This window comes from Pedobacter caeni, from assembly GCF_900129215.1.
Lineage (GTDB): Bacteria > Bacteroidota > Bacteroidia > Sphingobacteriales > Sphingobacteriaceae > Pedobacter > Pedobacter caeni.
This window is the reverse complement of the sequence record NZ_FQUQ01000004.1, coordinates 1,017,944-1,037,817: the sequence shown is the minus strand read 5'-3', so window position 1 is coordinate 1,037,817 and position 19,874 is coordinate 1,017,944. Positions and strand designations below refer to the sequence as shown.

Below are 19,874 nucleotides of genomic sequence, written 5' to 3'. Positions count from 1 at the left end.
GTCTTTCTCTGATATATGAACTTAAATCACTGGGAGCTTTTTCGCTAAAGCCGGGTCGATCGGATCTGAATCATCGTCATCATGCTTTTTCAAATGCGGAGGACCACTCACTTTTTCCTGTAAATTCTGGAAGATAATGAACAATACAGGGATCACAAATACCCCCAGAATTGTTCCGATCAGCATCCCGCCTACAGCACCTGTACCGATAGATTTATTACCTACTGCACCTGCTCCGGTAGCGATCATCAATGGAGCGAGTCCAAAGATAAAGGCAAAGGAGGTCATCAGAATTGGTCTCAGACGTGCAACAGCTCCTTCAACAGCTGCTTGTACAACAGGAAGTCCATGACGTCTTCGCTCCAAAGCAAACTCCACAATCAAAATCCCGTTCTTGGCCAATAAACCAATGAGCATGATGAGTGATATCTGAAGGTAAATACTATTGTTCAGGCCAAAGATGATAGAGAAAATATAGGCACCTGCTAAACCGAATGGCACAGAAAGCAATACGGCAAATGGCAGGATATAACTCTCATACTGCGCACTTAACAGGAAGTAAACGAATACCAGACATAAGATAAAGATAAATGCAGTCTGGCTACCCGAAGCAAGCTCTTCCCTGGTCAGACCAGAAAAGTCATATCCATAACCCGCAGGTAATGATTCTGCAGCAACTTCCTGGATGGCTTTGATCGCATCTCCCGAACTGAAACCTGGATTTGGTGCTCCCGTGATGGCAATGGAACTGAAAAGGTTAAACCTTGTGATTGATTCCGGACCATATACCCTTGTTAAGTGAATAAATTCCGTAATAGGGGCCATTGTACCTTTACTATTCCTGACAAAGATCTTATTCAATCCTTCCGGGTTTTTACGGTAATTGGCGTCTGCCTGAATCATTACACGGTATTGCTTTCCAAACTGGTTAAAGTTCGAAGCGTATAATCCTCCGTAATAACCTTGTAAAGTATTCAACACAGAGTTTACAGTAATTCCTGCTTCTTTACATTTCTCCAGATTAATGTCCAGCATATATTGCGGGAAATTAGGGTTGAAGGAAGTCTGGGCATATTGAATTTCCGGACGTTTTGATAGTGCGGCAAGAAATTCAGTATTTACTTTAAATAATTCCTGAATGCTGTGTCCGCCTTTATCCTGAAGCTGGAACTCAAATCCACCACTTTGTCCGAATCCCTGGATGGTAGGAGGGGCGATAAAGAAGATCTTCGCATCGCGAATCCCTGAGGTCTTCGCAAAAAGCTCACCGATCACCTGGTCCACACTCCGGTTACGGTCAGACCATGTTTTTAGCTTCAAAATTACCATACTATACGCACTACCCTGACCAGCAGTAAAGTTTTGACCTACAATTCTCAGGGTATTTTTTACCTCAGGAATAGAGTTCGCAAGACTGTCTACATATTTAGTCACCACTTCAGATCTTTCCATCGATGCAGATGGAGGCAAGCTGATATTGGCAAAGATAGTTCCCTGATCTTCCGAAGGAACGAAAGAAGAAGGGGTTGTTTTCATCATATAAGCAAGTCCGATTCCGAAGAAAGCGATCGAAGCAATGATGATCCATTTCTTTACAGAAAAGAACTGAATAGAACGTTTGTATTTGCTGGTTACATTGTCAAATGCAACGTTAAATGCGGTGTAGAAACGTTGGATAAAGCTGCTGTGTTTATGATCATCTGCATGTGGTTTTAACAGGATCGCACATAAAGCCGGACTTAAAGTCAGGGCGTTGATCGCAGATAAGATAATCGCAACAGCAAGGGTTAATCCGAATTGTTTATAGAATACCCCGGTAGATCCGGTGATAAAGGTTACCGGAATAAATACTGCTGCCATTACCAGTGTAATCGAAATGATCGCACCTGAGATTTCTCCCATGGCATCAACAGTTGCTCTTCTGGCGGATTTATAACCCTGATCTAATTTCGCATGGACGGCCTCGACGACCACAATCGCATCATCCACCACAATACCAATCGCGAGGACGAGGGCAAAGAGCGTCAGTAAGTTGATCGTAAACCCAAACAAATTCAGGAAGAAGAACGTTCCCACAATCGCCACCGGAACTGAAATTGCCGGGATTAAAGTGGAACGGAAATCCTGAAGGAAAATAAATACCACAATAAATACCAGAATAAAGGCCTCTATCAGGGTATGAATTACTTTTTCAATGGAAGCATCAAGGTTTTCATTCACATCCACCAGGTAAATGTGTTTAATTCCTTTAGGAAAGTCTTTGGCTGCCGCATCAAGGATCTTTTTAGATTCGTTGATTACGTCTCTTGCATTTGATCCCGGAGTCTGACTCACGGCAAAGGCTACCGATGGCAAACCATTGGTTACAATATTGGAAGAATAGGTTAATGAACCCAGCTCTACGCGGGCAACATCTTTCAGTCTCAGTAATTGTCCGTTTCCGGCAGATTTAACGATGATATTCTCAAACTCAGTGGCTTTTGTCAGCCTTCCTTTAAACTTAATTACATATTGAAAAGATTCATTTCCATTCTCACCGAATTTACCCGGTGCTGCTTCGATGTTCTGTTCTGCCAATGCAGCAGAAATATCGGCAGGAATCAGGCTGTATTGTGCCATCACATCCGGTTTTAACCAGATCCTCATCGAGTAATCTTTTGAACCGAATACGTTCACGTTACCAACACCGGTTACCCTTTGAATCTGGGGAACAAGGTTGATTTTAATGTAATTCTGAAGGAAAGTCTGGTCATAAGCTTTGTTCTCACTGTTCAGAGACACAATCAAAAGGTTACTACTTTGACTTTTCGTTACCGTAACCCCGGCTTGTGTAACTTCCTGTGGGAGTAAGCTTGTTGCTCTGGACACCCTGTTCTGTACGTTTACTGCAGCTAAATCGGGATCAGTACCTACTTTGAAAAAGATATTGATACTCGCTGATCCTTCATTCGTAGCGGTAGAGGTCATGTAAGTCATGTTCTCCACCCCGTTGATCTGCTCTTCGAGCGGGATAATCACACTCTTAAGTACAACGTCGGCATTTGCTCCGGTATAAGAAGCAGAAACCTGAACTGTTGGAGGCGCAATATCAGGGTATTGTGAAATGGGTAACGCAAGTAACCCTAAAAGTCCCAGTATGACGATGATCACGGAGATCACGGTCGACAGCACTGGTCGCTGTATAAATTGCTTAAACATATCTGTTTCTTATTTTAGGTCTGCGTAAACAGTTTCTGCGCTTGTCGCAGTTGCTTTGATTGGTGTGCCGTCTTTAAGCGTGGCAACTCCTTCCAGGACAATCTTATCGCCTGCTTTTAATCCATCCTGAATCACATAGAAATTACCTGCTGTATTTTGCAATACGGTAATGGCTACGTTTTTAGTCTTACCGTCTTTATCTACAACCACAGCGAAACGTTTATCCTGTAATTCGTAAGTCGCACTTTGTGGAATAAGTAAACCTTCTTTGATCTCATTAGGAATCCTGACAGTAGCACTTGATCCGCTGCGGATCAGTCCTTTAGGGTTAGGGAAGGTAGCGCGTACATTTGCAGAACCTGTAGCGGTATTGATTTGTCCGGTGATGGTTTGAATACGTCCTTTTACATCGTATAAAGTACCATCAGATAACAATAAGGAAACCGGAGGTAGTTTTGCTAATTGCTGGGAGAGACTGCTGCCTTCGCCTTCTTTGGAGAAGTTCAGCAACAATTTTTCGTTGAATGCAAAGTAAGCATATACATTACCAGTGCTGGATACAGTTGTTAAGGGCTCGGTATTGTTGCCGCTCACCAAACTTCCCAAACGGAAAGGAATGGCGCCCACTACGCCGTTTACCGGACTGGTTACTGAAGTATAACCAAGGTTTGTTCTGGCGTTGGAAAGGGCAGCTTTAGCTTGTGCCAGTGCTGCAACTTTTGCCTGATAAGTATATTGAGCAGATTCTAATTCGTATTTGCTGACAATATCCTTCTCCACCAAAGGTTTTACTTTATTTACAGCCATATTCGCAGAACTTACTTCGGCCTCAGCACTTTTTATACTTGCTGTTGCGGTACGTACTTCCTGCTCATACTGAGGAGCGTTGATTTTAAAGAGCAGTTGTCCTTTCTTGACTACAGAACCTTCATCCACAAAAATTTTCTCTACATATCCATCTACTCTGGGTCTGATTTCTATGTTTTCCTGTCCCTGAACGCTGGCCGGATAATCTGTGTTCAGTACCGCAGCACGCGGTTGAAGCTCTAATACTTTAAATTCTTTTACCTGATCGCCAGGTGCACCGCCTTTTTGAGGGCCGCCACCTCCGCAAGAACTAAGGATCAGAACTGCCGGAAGTAATAATAGTGATTGAATTGTATGTTTCATTGTTATGATATTGGAGGGTTTGCTTTTGTTTATCTGAAAATGGTTTCAAAAATTAATTCTTTTCTTTCTTCCATCAGTTTTGCGTATTCGTCATCATTCATGCCAAAAATAGCCTTCTGCAACGGGGCGGTAATCAGTGGGTGGGCCATTAGGGAAAACAGATTGATAATGAACTGTCTAGGGTCCATTTTCCGGAGTTCTCCATTGTCCATTTCTACCTGGATTTCATCAATAAATTCTTTTACCTTATTCACCCTGGACCTCTTGGAGTAGAGGACCAGATCTCTGTTCATTTCTGTGATAATGAAGAGCTGGCGGTAGGGATATTCTTTGGTTTCTTCAGTAAATGCGTTGATCAGATTTCTGATCTTCTCTTTGAATGGTATATTCGATTCAAACACTTCGTCGAGTGTAGTGGAAAACACATCCTGAGCTTCATTAAATACCTGGTCGAAGAGGATATCGCGTGAACGGAAATAATAATTTACCAGCGTTCGGTTTACTCCGGCTGCATCTGCAATCTCTTGCGTGGTGGCGTGTAATTTGCCCTCAGCAAAAAACAGATGTTTGGCCGTGTCTTTAATTAATTGTTCTGTACCTGTATCTCGGGTAGACATATACTTTTGAGTTTGACAAAATTGTTAAACAAAAGTATCAATCGTATATTTTACTTAAAACATCGAATTGTAATGTTTGGATAAACAGCCCTTTTGTAACTGAATATTGACAAAAATACAGCGATAAAAGGCTTTGATAGAAAAAAAAGAAATGGCAGAAGTAGTAAAATTTACTTAATGCATCGAAATAGAATGCTCAGACAAAGCAGTCTTTTTAGAAAGTTTTATAGAAAAAAAAGGAAAAACAGGGCACAAGGAAAACGGTAAAACTACTTACTCCGGAAAGTGGAGCTTCACTTGTTCAATTGCAAAATCAAGTTGTTCCTGTTCCGTAATCTCTGTATTGTCTAAGATGACAGCATCTTCTGCGCGGGTTAATGGACTCTCTGCACGGGTCGTATCTAAAAAATCGCGGTGCGCGATATTTTCAAAAACGTCTTCCATAGTGGTTGTCGTATCCCCTTTACTTTGCAATTCTTTGAAACGGCGTTCTGCACGGATTTTTGGGTCTGCGGTCATGAAGAATTTCACCTGCGCATCCGGGAACACTGTAGTGCCGATGTCGCGGCCATCCATCACAATGTTTTTTGATTTTCCCATGCGTTGCTGCTGCTTCACCATATCTTTGCGGACAAACTTGTTTGCTGCAACTTCGCTCACGTTTTCAGAAACGGGCATCTGCCTGATTTCCTCTGAAACTTCTTCTCCGTTTAAAGTGATGTGCGACTGGTAATCTCTGGAATGGAAATTCAATTCAATATGCTGAAGGGCATCTTTGACCGCTTCGGTATCCGTCATGTCCACCTGATTACGGATGAAATAAAGCGTCACTGCACGGTACATCGCACCGCTGTCTATATATATGAAACCTAGTTTTTTTGCTAATGCTTTCGCCAATGTACTCTTTCCGCAAGATGAGTAGCCATCTATAGCTACAACCAGATTTTTTCTCATATAGGGCAAAGTTACTATTTTACTGAATTGTTTTAAATCATTTTTTATCTGTGCCCAGTTTTCTTTGTTACTTTTGCAGCTATGTTACCTGTGAAAGAAGATATCGTTAAAGTAGTGACCTTTAAAACCTCAAGAAGTGGGGGGAAAGGCGGACAAAATGTAAATAAGGTTTCCAGTAAAGTGGAGCTGATCCTTCATATTGACTCCGCAGGGATCTTTACGGAAGAAGAGCGTGTACTTTTACATGAACGGCTTGCACACCGCCTGGATCAGGAAGGAAACCTGCACATTGTGTCACAGGAAGACAGAAGTCAGCTGATGAATAAAGAGCGGACCATTATCAAACTGATTGCCTTGCTGAAATCAGCCCTGCATATCCAGAAAAAAAGAAAGCCTACGAAAACGCCTAAATCAGTGATCAGAAAAAGACTGGCAGATAAACAGTCCGTATCCGCAAAAAAGGAATTTCGTAAGCGCCCTTCTTTAGATTAAACCATAGTGCCAGCGTTAGTTAAAACGGTAAAACATACTGATGGTGCCATATTGATGGGCCTTAGCACTGCTTTTTACCTCCTTGGTTTTAAACAATATCCCAAAATCAAAGGTAAAACGCTGACTGCTGTAGTTAACCCCTAATTGTTGTGCAAAAACCACTGGTTTTACGCCAAAAGTTACCGGACTCTTATCGTTAAACATACTTCCCTGTATGGTGGCATCATAGGCTACCACATTCAGCTGTGGCTTTGCATAAAAGAACAATTCACTATTTACCAGGCCCTTTGTTTTTGAATTGTTGCCAATCATCGAATTGGTATAAGCAGAATTGAACAGCTGATTGATGCGGCCAGCCCTGAATAAAATCCCTGCACCGGCACCACTAAAAGTAGTCCCTACATTCGCATAACCCTCAAAAGAGAAATCTGCTGCTTTGCTATCCAAACGGTGTAATAATCTGGTGTATTTTGCAGAAAGGTTAACCTGCATTTCCTCTCTGATCTGATAATCCCAGCCTTCCAATTCATAGAAGCCAACGGTATTGTGAAGGAGTTCCTGACCCTTCTCTGCCAGTGATGCCGGACCGGTTACCCCAATTTGTACACTGGTCTTTAAAATACTTTCATTTTTATAAAACCAATTCATGGCTCCTTCTGCATACAGGTAACCTGCAAATGGGCGGTCTTGCTTTGCCGGATCTGGTGCTGCACCTGAATAAGGATTGAACATCTTTTGACCAACAGCAATTTCATAAGTTTTCTTTTCCAGCTTTTCAGCAAGTTTCTGCTGGTCCAGTGCATGACGAAAATTAATGAACAAGCCATTGGTATAGTATTTATCCGAACCTTGAAGTAAATAGGAATCGTTATCGCTGCTAAAGCCAAACTCGTTTTTAAAGGTTTGTGCCTTTACCGGATTTACAGTGAGCAGATAGATCAGAGAGAGGAGGAGAAGTACTTTACTTAATGGTTTCATTTTCATTTTTCTAAAAAAAAACTCCGGCAGATTTGCCGGAGTTGAATATCGTATTTTTATTCTTAAAAAGTATAGCCAAGACTCAGACCACCGTAATAAGGTAAAAAGAAATCCTTACTGAACACCGGACTTAAACCGATTCTGAAAGCAAAACCGCTATCTTCCGGTTGAACCCGGTAGAAGAAACTCATCGTTCCGATGACATTACTTTCATTCTTATTGAACAACACTTCGGAACTGCCACTGGTAGAAATATAAGTAGCACCAAGGCCAAGTTCGAAGAATTTGTTTCCTTTTCCCAACAGGTAGTTTAAGGAAAGTGGAAGGGTCATGACCTTATCTCCATCAACGGAGAAATAACCAATACCGGCTCTTCCGCCTAATCCATCTCTCTTATTGGAAAAACGGGAGTCATAGTTTGCCGTAAAAGTTAAACCCTGACCACCAAGTTCAATGAAGATATTCTGTGCCCTTGCCGCAACAGGCGCAGGTGTGGTGCTCTGCTGTGCGAAAAGGGTCTGTACACTTAGCACTGCTAACAGCAGACTAAAAACTAAGGTTAATTTTCTCATTTTTGTTTGTTTGGTGGCGCAATATTAAGAAAAAAACAACCTAGTTTGCAATCGGCTTAATTTTTACACTAAGGTCCTGTGCGTTCTTTACTTTTTCCTTCGTTAAAGCCAGCTCAATCACTTCCTTCATTTCAGCAACATAATGAAAGTTTAAATCTTTGATATAGCTTTCCTTGATCTCCAGAATGTCCTTTTTATTGGATTTACATAAAATGATGTCTTTAATGTTTGCACGTTTGGCGGCGAGGATTTTTTCCTTGATCCCTCCAACAGGCAATACTTTGCCCCTTAACGTAATCTCACCCGTCATCGCCAGGTTAGATTTTACTTTACGCTGGGTAAATGCCGAAGTCAGTGCCGTTAGCATCGTGATTCCTGCTGATGGTCCGTCTTTTGGTGTTGCTCCCGCAGGAACGTGCACATGGATATCCCAGTTGTCAAACAAAGCGTAGTCGATATTAAACAAATCTGCATGGGCGCGTAAATAAGCCAATGCGATCACTGCCGACTCTTTCATGACTTCTCCCAGGTTTCCTGTCAGCGTTAGTTTTCCTTTACCAGGACTTAAGCTGGCCTCAATGAATAAAATGTCGCCACCTACCTGTGTCCAGGCCAGACCTGTAACCACACCGGCAACTTCATTCCCTTCATAAAGGTCTTTGTCGTATATCGGAGCTCCCAAAATCCTTTCCACATCCTCATTGGTCAGGTTAGGTTCATACGCCTCTTCCATGGCAATTTTTGTAGCCACACCACGTACCAGTGAACCTATTTTTTTTTCCAGTCCACGGACACCGGATTCCCTGGTATAGTCTTCAATCACTTTTTCAATTAAAGAACTTTTCAGGTTGATGTCTTTTGTTTTGATGCCATGTTGTTCCTTTTGCTTAGGCAAGAGGTATTTCTTTGCGATCTCTATTTTTTCTTCTATGGTATAACCATTCACTTCAATGATCTCCATACGGTCTAATAATGCCGGCTGGATGCTGCTCAATGAATTTGCTGTTGCAATGAAAAGCACATTGGAAAGGTCATAATCGGCCTCTACATAATGGTCATTAAAAGCACTGTTTTGCTCCGGATCGAGAACCTCGAGTAAGGCAGAAGAAGGATCACCCCTGAAGTCAGAACCAACTTTATCAATTTCATCCAGTACAAATACCGGATTTGCTGCACCAGCCTTTTTAATCGACTGAATGATGCGGCCCGGCATCGCGCCGATATAAGTCTTTCTATGGCCACGGATTTCGGCCTCATCTCTGATACCTCCCAGTGCCATACGTACATATTTACGGTTCAGCGCCTTTGCAATGGATTTACCCAACGAGGTTTTACCAACTCCCGGAGGGCCTACCAGACAGATGATAGGGGCTTTCATGTCGCGTTTCAGCTTCAGAACTGCCAGGTACTCTATAATACGTTGTTTTACTTTTTCCAGACCAAAATGATCCTTATCCAATACACGTTGCGCACGTTTCAGATCAAAATTATCTTTAGTGAAATCGTTCCATGGAAGGTCTAACAACAGTTCCAGGTAGTTGATCTGTACCGAATAATCCGGCGCAGCAGGGTTCATTCTCCCCAGTTTGTCCAGTTCCTTACTGAAATGTTCTTTTACAGGATCAGACCATTTCTTCTTCTTGGCACGAATCTGTAAAGCCTCGTACTCCAGGTCAGATGAATTGCCACCCAGTTCTTCCTGTATGGTTTTCAGCTGCTGATTCAGAAAATAATCCCTTTGTTGTTTATCCAGATCGGTGCGTACTTTGGATTGAATCTGATTCTTTAACTCCAGCATTTGAAGTTCTAAAGTCAGCAGTTCCATCACCATCATCGCACGGTCACGCTGATTGGCCATCTCCAGCATCTTTTGCTTATCAGAAACATCTGCATTCATATTGGAAGAGATGAAATTGATCAGAAAGGAAGTACTCTCAATGTTCTTGAGTGCGATGCCTGCTTCACTTGGAATATTTGGTGACAACTGGATGATTTGCGATGACATTTCCTTAATGGAAGCCACCATCGCTTTAAATTCTTTGTCGGCCTTATGTTTGCCTTCCTCAAATTTGCTGATCGTTACCTTAATATAAGGTTCTGACTGAACTTCTTCAATTAAACGGAAACGTTGTTTCCCCTGAATGATCACAGTCGTATTTCCATCGGGCATCTGCAGCATCTTGATGATGTGGGCCACGGTTCCTACACTGTTCAATTGCTCAAACGTAGGATCTTCAATAGAAACATCGCGCTGAGAAACAACACCGATGATCTTATCACCTTTGTATGCCTCTTTGATCAGCTTTATAGATTTATCTCTGCCAACAGTAATTGGAATCACAACTCCCGGAAAAAGTACGGTATTCCTTAAAGGAAGGATGGCCAATACTTCAGGAGTCTCTTCATTATTCATTTCATCTTCGTCTTGTTGAGACATCAGGGGAAAGAATTCTGTATCTTCATTTATGATGGGTAGTGCATTGCTAAAATCAAAATGATCTTGTTTACTCATTTAAGTAAGTCTTTCTAAAATAAAAACGACAATCTGACAGCATGTCGTTTACGAAATTATTAATTATATTGAACTATCCATATTTTCAACTCTTGTGCCAAAACACTGATCCCTTCTTTTCCATGTTAAAAAGTCAGGAACATTCCCTTTCCAACTTAAAAACAGGTCTGATTGTCTGATGTTTTTTGTGAAATAATCATAATAATTTTCCCGCTCATCATATTTTCATTTATTTAGCGTTTAAGAGGAATATTTGTAAATGGTATGATAGTTGCCTAGAAATATCTTTATCCCAATATCTCCTGATAAATTTGTTTTGAAAATTTTATTAGGGTATTGAACTAAATCTAAATATATTTATTTTTTTTAAATAAAACTTAATGAACTATTTCAAGCAAACCATCTTATTATTATTTGTCTTTTCTACTCAAGTCAGCATTGCTCAAAATAGCAATTATGATAAATTGGGCATGCAAGCCATGATGAAAGGCGATTATAAAGGTGCGGTAGGACAATTAGAGAAGGCAGATACGAAAAGCCCTAATAATGCAGTGGTATTGAAGATGTTAGGGTATTCTTATTTCCAGTGCGGGGATTTTGAAAATTCAATTGCGACTTACAGCCGCTTAATTGCCTTGAAACCCTCAGATAATTCTGCTTATTACTATAGAGGTAAGGCCAGACAAAATATCGCAAATGATCCTAAAGAATCCCTAAATCAAATGAGAGAGAATTTCTACCTCTCTGCCATCAGAGATTTTACCAAAGGAATTGAACTTAACGGGGAAGAAGATACCCAGTTGTTGCAGAACAGAGCATTGGCCTATAAGGATTATGCGATCTATAAATCTTATAAGATCAAGAAATCTGCTGAAAAAGCTGCAGTAGTGGCGCTATTTAAAAACTCTATTACCGATTTTGAAAAGGTACTGGTTGTTCAGCCTTTAAGGAAAGATATCATTTCTTTAATCGATTATGTTAAAGCACAGATATCGAGCTTAAAATAAAGAAATTCTGACATCAGAAAATGGCTGCTTTTGTGAATGCAAAAGCAGCCATTTTCATGATATGCCTATTCAAAAATTTCCACAAACTTTGATCGGCTAAGTGGCTTGGTCAGGAAGTCTGTAACCACAGGAATACCTTGCGAACGTTCCAATTCTGAAGGAGAAATCGAAGAAGAGACAATATAAATGTCGATTTTCTTACTGATACTTGGTTCCAGCAATAGGAATTTTTCCAGAAAACCCCATCCGTCCAATACCGGCATATTAAGGTCCAGAAATATAATGTCAGGCAACAATCCTGGCTGATTTGCATTTGTTGATAAATCGAACAAAGCTTTTTCACCATCTTCAAAGACAGTAAGGTCGGTGTTGAGATTGGCAACTTGTAATGTCTTTCTGGTCAGAAAAACGAATATGGAGTCGTCATCTATCAGATAAAATCTTTTCATTGGAATATATTTATGGGTTCTTGGTCTTTATTTTTTTGTAATTTCCGGGGTATGGCTGTTATTCATTCTGGTGGGATCTGGTTGTCTTCTGCCTGATGGACGATAGATTCAATGGCTTCATTTAAGCGTGCCGTAGACTCCTTCAGCATATAAAGTACATCAACATGATCTCCGTGAGGATTTTGAAGCATTAAATCTGTGAGACTCATAATATTCGTTAACGGCGCCCTCACTTTATGGCTCTGAATCCAGGCAATTTCCTTGAAATCCTGATTCTGCTTCTCAATCATCTGTATATAACTGACCCGTTCAGATACATCTGTTGCCAGGACCAGCCGCGCATCAACGCCATCTAAACTGACGATATTGGTGTCGATCTCCACAGGGAAAGTATGGCCTTTTTTGTTCATATGTGTCAATATGCCTGAGTATGCCCTGGTTTTAATGGTGCTGAAAATATCCATCAGCTTACTGATCTCCGAAGCAGGCCGTATTTTGGTAATGTTCATCGATAGAAACTCTTCTTTCGAATACCCGTATTTTTTGACTGCAGCGTCATTGACCTTTAAAAAATTACCGGTATTTAATTCAAAGATGTACATGGGAACAGGATTAGAATCAAAAACATTCCGGTAATAACGTTCTGAGGCATCCAGTTTTTTTAACAACATCACCTCTTTTATTCTCGTCCGCTCAAATCCATTCAGAATACTGCTGATCATGAGTACACTTACAAAACTGATGAAAATCAGGTTTCCTGAGTAAGCAGTCCATAAGGTCAGGTCATAGGTGTCTGATAATGGGGTAGGGAAGATCTTAAATTTAATCACCAGGCCAATTCCAAAGCAGATCAGGATATTGATGACCAATGGAATATAAGTAGCTTTTGGCGGAAAAATCATAGCCGTAAAAAAAGTAATGATCAACAGGTATAGTGCACCAGGGCCATCAGATCCTACGAAAATGAGGTAAATTACCGCAACAAGGTAAAGGAGGAGGACCACAATGACCATCCTGTAATCCAGCTCAATTTTTCTATTTAGTACAAAACCCATAAGCAACATCATCATGATGACCATAAATACAGGGAAGAATATTCTTCCCGTCATGAATTCATGGACCAGAAAAAGAACAAGTCCAACCAGGGTAACAGGAATAGTATACATCATGGTATTCCTGAACAGGTTGATCCGCCAACTGCTGATCCGGAAGAGCGTAAACTGATTTTCATCAGGAATAACATGTTCAAATGCCTTCCTGTATTTATTCCAGTATGAATTAACTCCTCTCATTTTTTTAGAGATTTATTTCTGTGAATTTTGATATGCCGCTGATATGAATACATTAAATGAGGAATATATTTCCCGATATCTGTTTAAACAGTTATCGGTTCATCATCATCCCAATTCGTTGCAGATCATAAAAGATACGTTTTCATGCTGATTAGGCATTTTGAACGCATGGCAATCAATATTTATCTACATAAAGAGGCCTATTATCATGCCATACCTCGCCTTCATCCGGCGCTGTAACAGGCGGGATGAAAACGAATGGCTGATAAAGAGATCAGATGGTAAAGGGGAAGAGTTCTCCCTTTACTTAAACTTTCCGGTAATCCGGTAATTTTTTTCAGAAAGGAGCCTGATGTTCTGGCTCTTTTTTACCTCATATAAGCTGTCCGGATAATAGCTGAGGGTATCAGATGAGGTGTACAGGGTAGTGGAATTTCTGATCAGAATCTGAAGGCCGTAAAGCTTTCCATTGCGTTCCATCACCAGTACTTCTTTTACAGGTACTTTTTTAGAGTCAGTGGTATAGGCTACTCCTGATGTCGTTTTCCTGATCTGAAACAAGCCTTTCCATGCAGCCCTGTTCATATCAGCATCAGAAAAGGCAGACAATTCTTTTTTCCAGTCAGCGATCCTGAGCTGTTTACTTTCAGAAGAATCGTTCACCATCACTGTTTTCAGGATCAGAGGGTTCGACTGGCTGAGCCTTGCGCGCTCCTTTTCGAAAAAGCCTTTCAGATCGAAATAAGTATGGGCATTCTTTTGGCTGGCCACTGTGGAGTCTCCACAGCCATAGCACAGCAGCAAAAGAAGGCCACATATTAAAAGATTGTATTTCATTATACCAGGCAATTTCCAGTCATAATAGCGGGTGCCGGAATACCCATTATTTTTAAAATAGTAGGGGCGATATCACCAAGTTTTCCATCTGCTACGGTTTTATAATCCTTGTCGATCAAAATGCAGGGAACCAGGTTTGTCGTATGTGCCGTATTTACAGAACCATCCGCATTCAGCATGTATTCTGAATTCCCGTGATCTGCAAGAATGATAAAGGAATATCCGTTTTCAATTCCCTTGTTTACCACAATTTCTGCACAGCTGTCGGCAGTTTCTACCGCTTTAATAACCGCCTCAAAAACACCTGTATGGCCTACCATATCAGGGTTGGCAAAATTCAGACACACAAAGTCAGCCCAGCCTGTTTCCAGTTCTTTACTGATGGCTTCGGTGATTCCGGCAGCACTCATTTCCGGTTGCAGGTCGTAAGTAGCTACTTTAGGTGAAGGAATCAGAATTCTTTTCTCATTTTCAAATACTGCTTCTCTTCCACCGGAGAAAAAGAAGGTTACGTGTGGATATTTTTCGGTCTCCGCAATGCGGATCTGATTCTTATGGTTTTTTTCCAGTATTTCTCCCAGTGTTTCTGAAAGATCATCTTTGGTAAAGATTACTTTCACATTCTCGAAGTTTTCATCATATGTGGTCATGGTCACATAATACAATGGAAACTTGTGCATCTGGAAATCCGGATAGTCGTTCTGACTCAGCACTGCAGTGATTTCTCTGCCCCTGTCTGTTCTGTAATTGAAACAGATCACGACATCGTCTGGCTGGATGGTTGCTACAGGGCTGCCATCTGCCTGAGTCACTACAATAGGTTTGATAAACTCATCGGTGATGCCTTCGCTATACGATTGCTCAATGGCCATTTCGGGATTATTGGTCGCTTGTCCGATGCCTTTAGTTAAAAGGTCATAAGCCAGTTTCACCCTTTCCCAGCGGGAATCCCTGTCCATTGCATAATAGCGGCCAATTAAACTCGCCAGCTTAGCAGGAGTGCTTTGCAGGTGATGGTCAAGGTCTTTAATGAAATTTAAGCCTGAATTCGGATCGGTATCCCTGCCATCAAGAAAAGCATGAACGAATACGTCTTTTAATCCCTGCTCTCCCGCAGCATCACATAATGCTTTCAGGTGATTGATATGTGCATGTACCCCTCCATCAGAAACCAATCCGATGAAATGAACAGCTTTATTATTTTGCTTCGCGTAATTGAAGGCATCCAGCAATACCTGGTTCTGATGAAGTGTTCTGTCTGTAATCGCTTTATTGATTCTGCCCAGTTCCTGGTACACTATTCTTCCAGCACCCAGGTTCATATGGCCAACTTCAGAGTTGCCCATTTGTCCGGCAGGTAGTCCTACCGCTTCACCCGAAGCTTCCAGTTTGGAATTTGGATAATTCCTGATTAAAGAGTCAAAGAAAGGAGTGTTGGCGGCATATGCAGCATCGGAACTGTCTTGTTTTCCATATCCCCAGCCATCAAGTATAAGCAGGACTAATTTTTTATGATTCATCAGTGAATTTCTTTTAATATATACACAAATATAAGCCTATTGTGTGTTTTTTTTGAGCCAAATTGTAATTCCTCTGTAGTATCTTTGTTTTTTTTAGCAGCTATTAATGGCATAATTTATGTGTAGGTGATACATTAGCTATATAGAGAATATGAAGCCCTTACTTTTTTTGACGATTCTTTTTACCTCCCTTTCCTCTTCTATTGCTATGCAGAGCGATATTATTGACAATTTATCGGCTAACTTTAAAAGTGGAAGTTCGAAAGATGTGGCGGGATATTTCTCTTCTTCTGTTGAATTAATCATAATTGATGAGGAGGATGTCTATTCTAAAGCACAGGCAGAACAAATCCTAAGAAATTTTTTTACCAAATATCCTCCGGTAAAATCATCAGTCATTCACCTCATTAATGCGAACCCTAATTTCAGGTTTGGCATTCTTTCTCTACACACCAAAAACGGAAAATTCAGGGTTTCTATAACGATGAAAAAGTCTAACAATGCTTTTTTTATTACAGAATTGAGAATAGAGCCGGATAAATAATAGTAAAAATGCTATTTTTGGGTTTAATTATAAGTTTTGGATAAGCAAATCATAGATCAATTCATAAAGAACGCTGTTGCCGAAGATTTAGGCGATGGAGATCATACCTCTCTTTCAACCATTCCTGCCAATGCGCAAGGCAAAGCAAAATTGCTGATTAAGGAGGATGGAATCCTGGCAGGAGTGGAACTTGCAGTGGAAATTTTCAATTATATAGATGCCAAGCTGGTCACAGAGGTCATGATTGCCGATGGGGCGGAAGTTAAATATGGTGATATTGCACTCACGGTTTCCGGAAGTACACATTCTATTCTACTCGCAGAGCGTCTGGTTTTAAACTGTATGCAACGCATGAGTGGAATTGCGACTAAAACCAACCGCATCGTGAGCCAGCTCGCTGCTTACCCTACTCAATTGCTGGATACACGTAAAACCACACCGGGATTAAGATACCTGGAAAAGTGGGCCGTTCGTATCGGTGGTGGTGTGAACCACCGCATCGGTTTATATGATATGATCCTCATCAAAGATAACCATGTGGATTATGCAGGTGGAATTGCGAATGCGATTAAAGCAGCAAACCAATACCTGGAGGATAAAGGAAAAGAATTACAAATAGAAATCGAAGTCAGAAACCTTTCTGAGCTAAATGATGTTTTAGCTACAGGAGGCGTAGACCGGATCATGCTGGATAATTTCAGCTTTGCCGACCTGAAAGCAGCGGTAGCGCTGATTGATGGCCGATTCGTGACTGAAGCTTCTGGTGGAATCACCGAAGAAAACGTAGCCGGGTATGCAGCATGTGGCGTAGATTTTATCTCTATGGGAGCCTTAACCCATTCTGTCAAAAGTTTAGACATGAGCTTAAAGGCATGCTAAAAACCATAATTCACCAGAATTTGATTCTGTTTTTTTACTATAATTGTAGTTAATGATTTCGGTCTATTCTATATCAGCAGTAATTTTAGCCTATCTATTTGGGTCTATACCGACAGCGGTATGGCTCGGACAGGCATTTTACGGGGTCGACGTTAGGGAATATGGAAGTGGAAATGCAGGAGCAACCAACACTTTCCGCGTTCTTGGAAAACGGGCCGGCCTTGCCGTAATGACGATAGATATCGCCAAAGGTTATACAGCTACAAAACTTGCCTACTTTATAGGTCTATCCGTTACGGGTCCACAGAATTCATCTCAGTTTATCAACTACGAGCTTGCCCTTGGGGTGACTGCCGTAATGGGCCATTTGTTCCCCATATTTGCGGGGTTCAGAGGCGGGAAGGGAGTGGCCACACTTTTTGGAATGATTTTGGCAGTTAACTTTCCGGCAGCGATGCTTTGCGTTCTTGTTTTTGTAGTTGTTTTACTGACCACCAAATATGTTTCCCTTGGCTCTATATGTGCAGGTTTTACCTTCCCTTTGAGCATTGTATTCTTATTTCATTCTTCGGTCAGGTCAGAGGTTTTATATGGGATGTGCGTATGTGTCCTGATTTTGGTCACTCACCAGAAAAACCTCGAACGACTCCTCAAAGGCAAAGAATCCAAAGTTTACCTGTTTAAAAAGAAAAACAACTAAAACAGAAAATTCATGAAAGCTTTAAATTTAACGGTCATTGCTGCGGCAGCGATGTTTACCATATCCTCCTGCTCTACGGTTCCGTTAACCGGGCGCAGCAGGCTGAGCTTGATCAGTGAAAGTGAAATGAGGGGGGCAGCCTCACTGGAATACAGTAAAATGCTCAGAGACCCATCCACTAAAGTCCTTAACAATGCCGATGCCCAAAGGGTAAAGCGTGTTGGACAGCGGATTCAGGCTGCGATCACCAAATACATGAATGCCAATGGTTATGCCAGTCAGATTCAGGGATTCGCCTGGGAATTTAACCTTATAGATAGTAAAGAAGTGAATGCATGGTGTATGCCAGGGGGTAAAGTAGCCGTTTATACCGGACTTTTACCTGTGGCAAAAGACGATGCAGGCCTGGCCACAGTAATGGGACATGAAATTGCTCATGCCATTGCACAGCACTCTTCGGAACGTGCTTCGCAGGCTGCACTGGCGCAAGCGGGTAGTGGTATCATTGGGGTGGCTACAGCAGGTAAATCCGGCGCAACCCAGGATATGATCGCCAAAGCATATGGATTGGGTGCACAAGGCTTTGTCTTGTTGCCAAACTCCAGAAAGCAAGAGCTGGAAGCAGATAATTTAGGCCTTACCTTTATGGCCATTGCAGGATATGACCCGGCAACGGCAGTGACCTTCTGGCAAAGGATGGCAAATGCAAGCAGAGGATCACAAAAACCACCTGAATTCCTGAGCACACACCCTGCGGATGATACACGTATCGCACAAATTCAAAGGTTATTGCCACAGGCACAAAGATATTATAACTCTACTACCGGGAAACCGATCAGATAGTCATGGAAAAACAAGAGGCCGTTAGCAATAACGGCCTTTTTTATTGCGCTAAAGTCTGGATAATTGCTGATGCCTTGACCATACATTCTTCATATTCTCCCTCGGGGTTTGAAGCGTAAGTGATCGCTCCGCCAACCTGGAAGGATAAATACTTTTCGGTTTCCTGATACAGGATACTGCGGATGATGACGTTAAAGTCAAACTCTTCTTCCGGACTGATGTAACCTATAGAACCCGAATAAGCACCACGTTTACTCAATTCATGAGATTCAATCAATTCCATTGCACTGATCTTGGGAGCACCGGTCATAGAGCCCATTGGAAAGGTATTTTTTATGGCCTTGATAAAATGCAATTCAGGATTCAGGCGGCAGCTGATCGTGGAGATCATCTGGTGTACCTGAGGGAAGCTATAGATGCCAAATAACTCTTCTACCTTAACACTGCCCTTTAAGGCGCTTTTGGTCAGGTCATTCCTAACCAGGTCTACGATCATGACATTTTCTGCCTGTTCCTTGATGTTATTGCTCAATTCGAGTTTCACCTGTTCATCAATGATGCCGTCCGGATCTCTTTTGGCGGTGCCTTTAATGGGTTGGGAAATGAGCTTGTCTTCACGTTTACATAGAAAGCGTTCCGGACTTGCAGAAAGGATATATTGGTCGTAAATCTTGAAGTATCCTGCAAATGGAGTGGGGGATACGGTATTTAATTGATTAAACACCTGTAAGGGGTTGATTTCCGCAGGTGTGGCAAAGAACTCCTGACAATAAGTAACTTCGTAGATATCCCCCCTGCTGATGTGCTGTTGTAACTCTGATATTTTTTTCAGATAAGCAGCTTTATCCAGCTTATGTTTAATGTCAAGAGGCTTTCCGGGAACAGGATCAAGCAGTTCGGTTCCTCCGATCTCCTGCAATATTTGCTGATCTCCCATAACCACCTCAATCTTGTTGTCCTTTACAGTAATCAGGTATTGAGGAACAAAAAAGAAGAGCTCCGGAAAATGGAGGCCATCCGGATTATTGGACTTTAATTGCTCCTGTTCATTCTTCAGGTCATAACTCAACAAGCCGAACATCCAGGTTTTATGCAATTCATAAAAGGATTGAAGTGCTTCAAAAGCATGCCCTGCAGGGGTATTCAAAACCTGTGTTGCCCCGGCAGCAATGATGAAATCGAACTTTCCAAAAGGATCAGTGTAACTGTTGGAATCCAGACAGCAGCAGATGTCGAAGGAATTGGCCCATTGAAGTGCCTTGCTTTTAAATAACGGTATATCCCTGTGACTCATTTGCTGACAAAGTTAA

Annotated in this window: 18 protein-coding genes; 6 read left to right on the top strand and 12 right to left on the bottom strand. The window is 41.6% G+C overall.

All coding sequences use genetic code 11. The features are described from left to right. Window positions 1-21: 21 nt before the first annotated feature. The 4 genes from BUC20_RS23880 to cmk form a co-directional block, all read right to left on the bottom strand. Window positions 22-3,198: an efflux RND transporter permease subunit gene (locus BUC20_RS23880; RefSeq protein ID WP_073233796.1), complete on the bottom strand. Its 3,177-nt coding sequence runs from the start codon at window positions 3,196-3,198 to the stop codon at window positions 22-24. Between the two features lie 9 nt (window positions 3,199-3,207). Then, a complete protein-coding gene (locus BUC20_RS23875; protein WP_073233793.1) occupies window positions 3,208-4,368 on the bottom strand; it encodes an efflux RND transporter periplasmic adaptor subunit in 1,161 nt (386 codons plus the stop codon). A gap of 29 nt (window positions 4,369-4,397) precedes the next feature. Then, window positions 4,398-4,985: a TetR/AcrR family transcriptional regulator gene (locus BUC20_RS23870; protein ID WP_073233790.1), complete on the bottom strand. Its 588-nt coding sequence runs from the start codon at window positions 4,983-4,985 to the stop codon at window positions 4,398-4,400. 273 nt (window positions 4,986-5,258) lie between these two features. Next, window positions 5,259-5,939, bottom strand: coding sequence for a (d)CMP kinase (gene cmk, locus BUC20_RS23865; protein ID WP_073233787.1), 681 nt, complete (start codon window positions 5,937-5,939; stop codon window positions 5,259-5,261). Between the two features lie 81 nt (window positions 5,940-6,020). On the opposite strand from cmk, the gene arfB reads away from it, so the two are divergent. Then, on the top strand, window positions 6,021-6,431 hold the full coding sequence (gene arfB / locus BUC20_RS23860; protein ID WP_073233784.1) for an alternative ribosome rescue aminoacyl-tRNA hydrolase ArfB: 411 nt from the start codon (window positions 6,021-6,023) through the stop codon (window positions 6,429-6,431). Between the two features lie 15 nt (window positions 6,432-6,446). On the opposite strand, the gene BUC20_RS23855 is transcribed toward arfB, so the two are convergent. The 3 genes from BUC20_RS23855 to lon form a co-directional block, all read right to left on the bottom strand. Next, a complete protein-coding gene (locus BUC20_RS23855) occupies window positions 6,447-7,409 on the bottom strand; it encodes a lipid A deacylase LpxR family protein (RefSeq protein WP_073234079.1) in 963 nt (320 codons plus the stop codon). Window positions 7,410-7,471: 62 nt separating this feature from the next. Continuing rightward, a complete protein-coding gene (locus tag BUC20_RS23850; protein ID WP_073233781.1) occupies window positions 7,472-7,981 on the bottom strand; it encodes a hypothetical protein in 510 nt (169 codons plus the stop codon). A 40-nt stretch (window positions 7,982-8,021) separates the two neighbouring features. After that, window positions 8,022-10,493 (bottom strand): endopeptidase La, encoded by a 2,472-nt coding sequence (lon, locus tag BUC20_RS23845; protein ID WP_073233777.1) that lies wholly within the window; start codon window positions 10,491-10,493, stop codon window positions 8,022-8,024. A 380-nt stretch (window positions 10,494-10,873) separates the two neighbouring features. Here lon and BUC20_RS23840 point away from each other — a divergent pair, with 380 nt between their 5' ends. Continuing rightward, window positions 10,874-11,500 carry a tetratricopeptide repeat protein gene (locus BUC20_RS23840; protein ID WP_073233775.1) on the top strand — a complete coding sequence of 209 codons (627 nt, stop codon included), beginning with the start codon at window positions 10,874-10,876 and terminating at the stop codon, window positions 11,498-11,500. Between the two features lie 65 nt (window positions 11,501-11,565). On the opposite strand, the gene BUC20_RS23835 is transcribed toward BUC20_RS23840, so the two are convergent. From BUC20_RS23835 to gpmI, 4 genes are all read right to left on the bottom strand, one after another. Further along, a complete protein-coding gene (locus tag BUC20_RS23835) occupies window positions 11,566-11,949 on the bottom strand; it encodes a response regulator (RefSeq protein WP_073233773.1) in 384 nt (127 codons plus the stop codon). A 62-nt stretch (window positions 11,950-12,011) separates the two neighbouring features. Further along, window positions 12,012-13,241, bottom strand: a complete 1,230-nt coding sequence (locus BUC20_RS23830; RefSeq protein ID WP_073233771.1) for a PAS domain S-box protein — start codon at window positions 13,239-13,241, stop codon at window positions 12,012-12,014. Between the two features lie 303 nt (window positions 13,242-13,544). Then, window positions 13,545-14,078 (bottom strand): hypothetical protein, encoded by a 534-nt coding sequence (locus BUC20_RS23825; protein WP_073233769.1) that lies wholly within the window; start codon window positions 14,076-14,078, stop codon window positions 13,545-13,547. Beyond that, on the bottom strand, window positions 14,078-15,598 hold the full coding sequence (gpmI, locus tag BUC20_RS23820) for a 2,3-bisphosphoglycerate-independent phosphoglycerate mutase (RefSeq protein WP_073233767.1): 1,521 nt from the start codon (window positions 15,596-15,598) through the stop codon (window positions 14,078-14,080). The genes BUC20_RS23825 and gpmI overlap by 1 nt, the downstream gene beginning before the upstream one ends. Before the next feature lie 151 nt (window positions 15,599-15,749). On the opposite strand from gpmI, the gene BUC20_RS23815 reads away from it, so the two are divergent. Genes BUC20_RS23815 through BUC20_RS23800 form a run of 4 tightly spaced genes read left to right on the top strand, consistent with a single transcriptional unit; the run spans window position 15,750 to window position 18,564 of the window. Continuing rightward, complete coding sequence (locus BUC20_RS23815; protein WP_073233765.1) at window positions 15,750-16,142, top strand: DUF4783 domain-containing protein; 393 nt, start codon at window positions 15,750-15,752, stop codon at window positions 16,140-16,142. 36 nt (window positions 16,143-16,178) lie between these two features. Continuing rightward, a complete protein-coding gene (nadC, locus tag BUC20_RS23810; RefSeq protein ID WP_073233763.1) occupies window positions 16,179-17,021 on the top strand; it encodes a carboxylating nicotinate-nucleotide diphosphorylase in 843 nt (280 codons plus the stop codon). A gap of 52 nt (window positions 17,022-17,073) precedes the next feature. Beyond that, window positions 17,074-17,721 (top strand): glycerol-3-phosphate 1-O-acyltransferase PlsY, encoded by a 648-nt coding sequence (plsY, locus tag BUC20_RS23805; protein ID WP_073233761.1) that lies wholly within the window; start codon window positions 17,074-17,076, stop codon window positions 17,719-17,721. A gap of 12 nt (window positions 17,722-17,733) precedes the next feature. Beyond that, window positions 17,734-18,564: a M48 family metallopeptidase gene (locus BUC20_RS23800; RefSeq protein ID WP_073233759.1), complete on the top strand. Its 831-nt coding sequence runs from the start codon at window positions 17,734-17,736 to the stop codon at window positions 18,562-18,564. Window positions 18,565-18,604: 40 nt separating this feature from the next. On the opposite strand, the gene BUC20_RS23795 is transcribed toward BUC20_RS23800, so the two are convergent. Further along, window positions 18,605-19,858, bottom strand: a complete 1,254-nt coding sequence (locus BUC20_RS23795) for an anthranilate synthase component I family protein (protein ID WP_073233757.1) — start codon at window positions 19,856-19,858, stop codon at window positions 18,605-18,607. Between the last annotated feature and the right edge of the window lie 16 nt (window positions 19,859-19,874).

What these genes read in the sequence shown, in the direction of transcription:
- BUC20_RS23800 (WP_073233759.1), top strand. Translation starts at nt 17,734, where the DNA reads ATGAAAGCTTTAAATTTAACGGTCATTGCTGCGGCAGCGATGTTTACC.
- BUC20_RS23825 (WP_073233769.1), bottom strand. Translation starts at nt 14,078, where the DNA reads ATGAAATACAATCTTTTAATATGTGGCCTTCTTTTGCTGCTGTGCTAT.
- arfB (WP_073233784.1), top strand. Translation starts at nt 6,021, where the DNA reads ATGTTACCTGTGAAAGAAGATATCGTTAAAGTAGTGACCTTTAAAACC.
- BUC20_RS23870 (WP_073233790.1), bottom strand. Translation starts at nt 4,985, where the DNA reads ATGTCTACCCGAGATACAGGTACAGAACAATTAATTAAAGACACGGCC.
- BUC20_RS23830 (WP_073233771.1), bottom strand. Translation starts at nt 13,241, where the DNA reads ATGAGAGGAGTTAATTCATACTGGAATAAATACAGGAAGGCATTTGAA.
- BUC20_RS23840 (WP_073233775.1), top strand. Translation starts at nt 10,874, where the DNA reads ATGAACTATTTCAAGCAAACCATCTTATTATTATTTGTCTTTTCTACT.
- BUC20_RS23880 (WP_073233796.1), bottom strand. Translation starts at nt 3,198, where the DNA reads ATGTTTAAGCAATTTATACAGCGACCAGTGCTGTCGACCGTGATCTCC.
- BUC20_RS23835 (WP_073233773.1), bottom strand. Translation starts at nt 11,949, where the DNA reads ATGAAAAGATTTTATCTGATAGATGACGACTCCATATTCGTTTTTCTG.
- plsY (WP_073233761.1), top strand. Translation starts at nt 17,074, where the DNA reads ATGATTTCGGTCTATTCTATATCAGCAGTAATTTTAGCCTATCTATTT.
- lon (WP_073233777.1), bottom strand. Translation starts at nt 10,493, where the DNA reads ATGAGTAAACAAGATCATTTTGATTTTAGCAATGCACTACCCATCATA.
- BUC20_RS23850 (WP_073233781.1), bottom strand. Translation starts at nt 7,981, where the DNA reads ATGAGAAAATTAACCTTAGTTTTTAGTCTGCTGTTAGCAGTGCTAAGT.
- BUC20_RS23795 (WP_073233757.1), bottom strand. Translation starts at nt 19,858, where the DNA reads ATGAGTCACAGGGATATACCGTTATTTAAAAGCAAGGCACTTCAATGG.
- BUC20_RS23815 (WP_073233765.1), top strand. Translation starts at nt 15,750, where the DNA reads ATGAAGCCCTTACTTTTTTTGACGATTCTTTTTACCTCCCTTTCCTCT.
- cmk (WP_073233787.1), bottom strand. Translation starts at nt 5,939, where the DNA reads ATGAGAAAAAATCTGGTTGTAGCTATAGATGGCTACTCATCTTGCGGA.
- BUC20_RS23875 (WP_073233793.1), bottom strand. Translation starts at nt 4,368, where the DNA reads ATGAAACATACAATTCAATCACTATTATTACTTCCGGCAGTTCTGATC.
- BUC20_RS23855 (WP_073234079.1), bottom strand. Translation starts at nt 7,409, where the DNA reads ATGAAACCATTAAGTAAAGTACTTCTCCTCCTCTCTCTGATCTATCTG.
- gpmI (WP_073233767.1), bottom strand. Translation starts at nt 15,598, where the DNA reads ATGAATCATAAAAAATTAGTCCTGCTTATACTTGATGGCTGGGGATAT.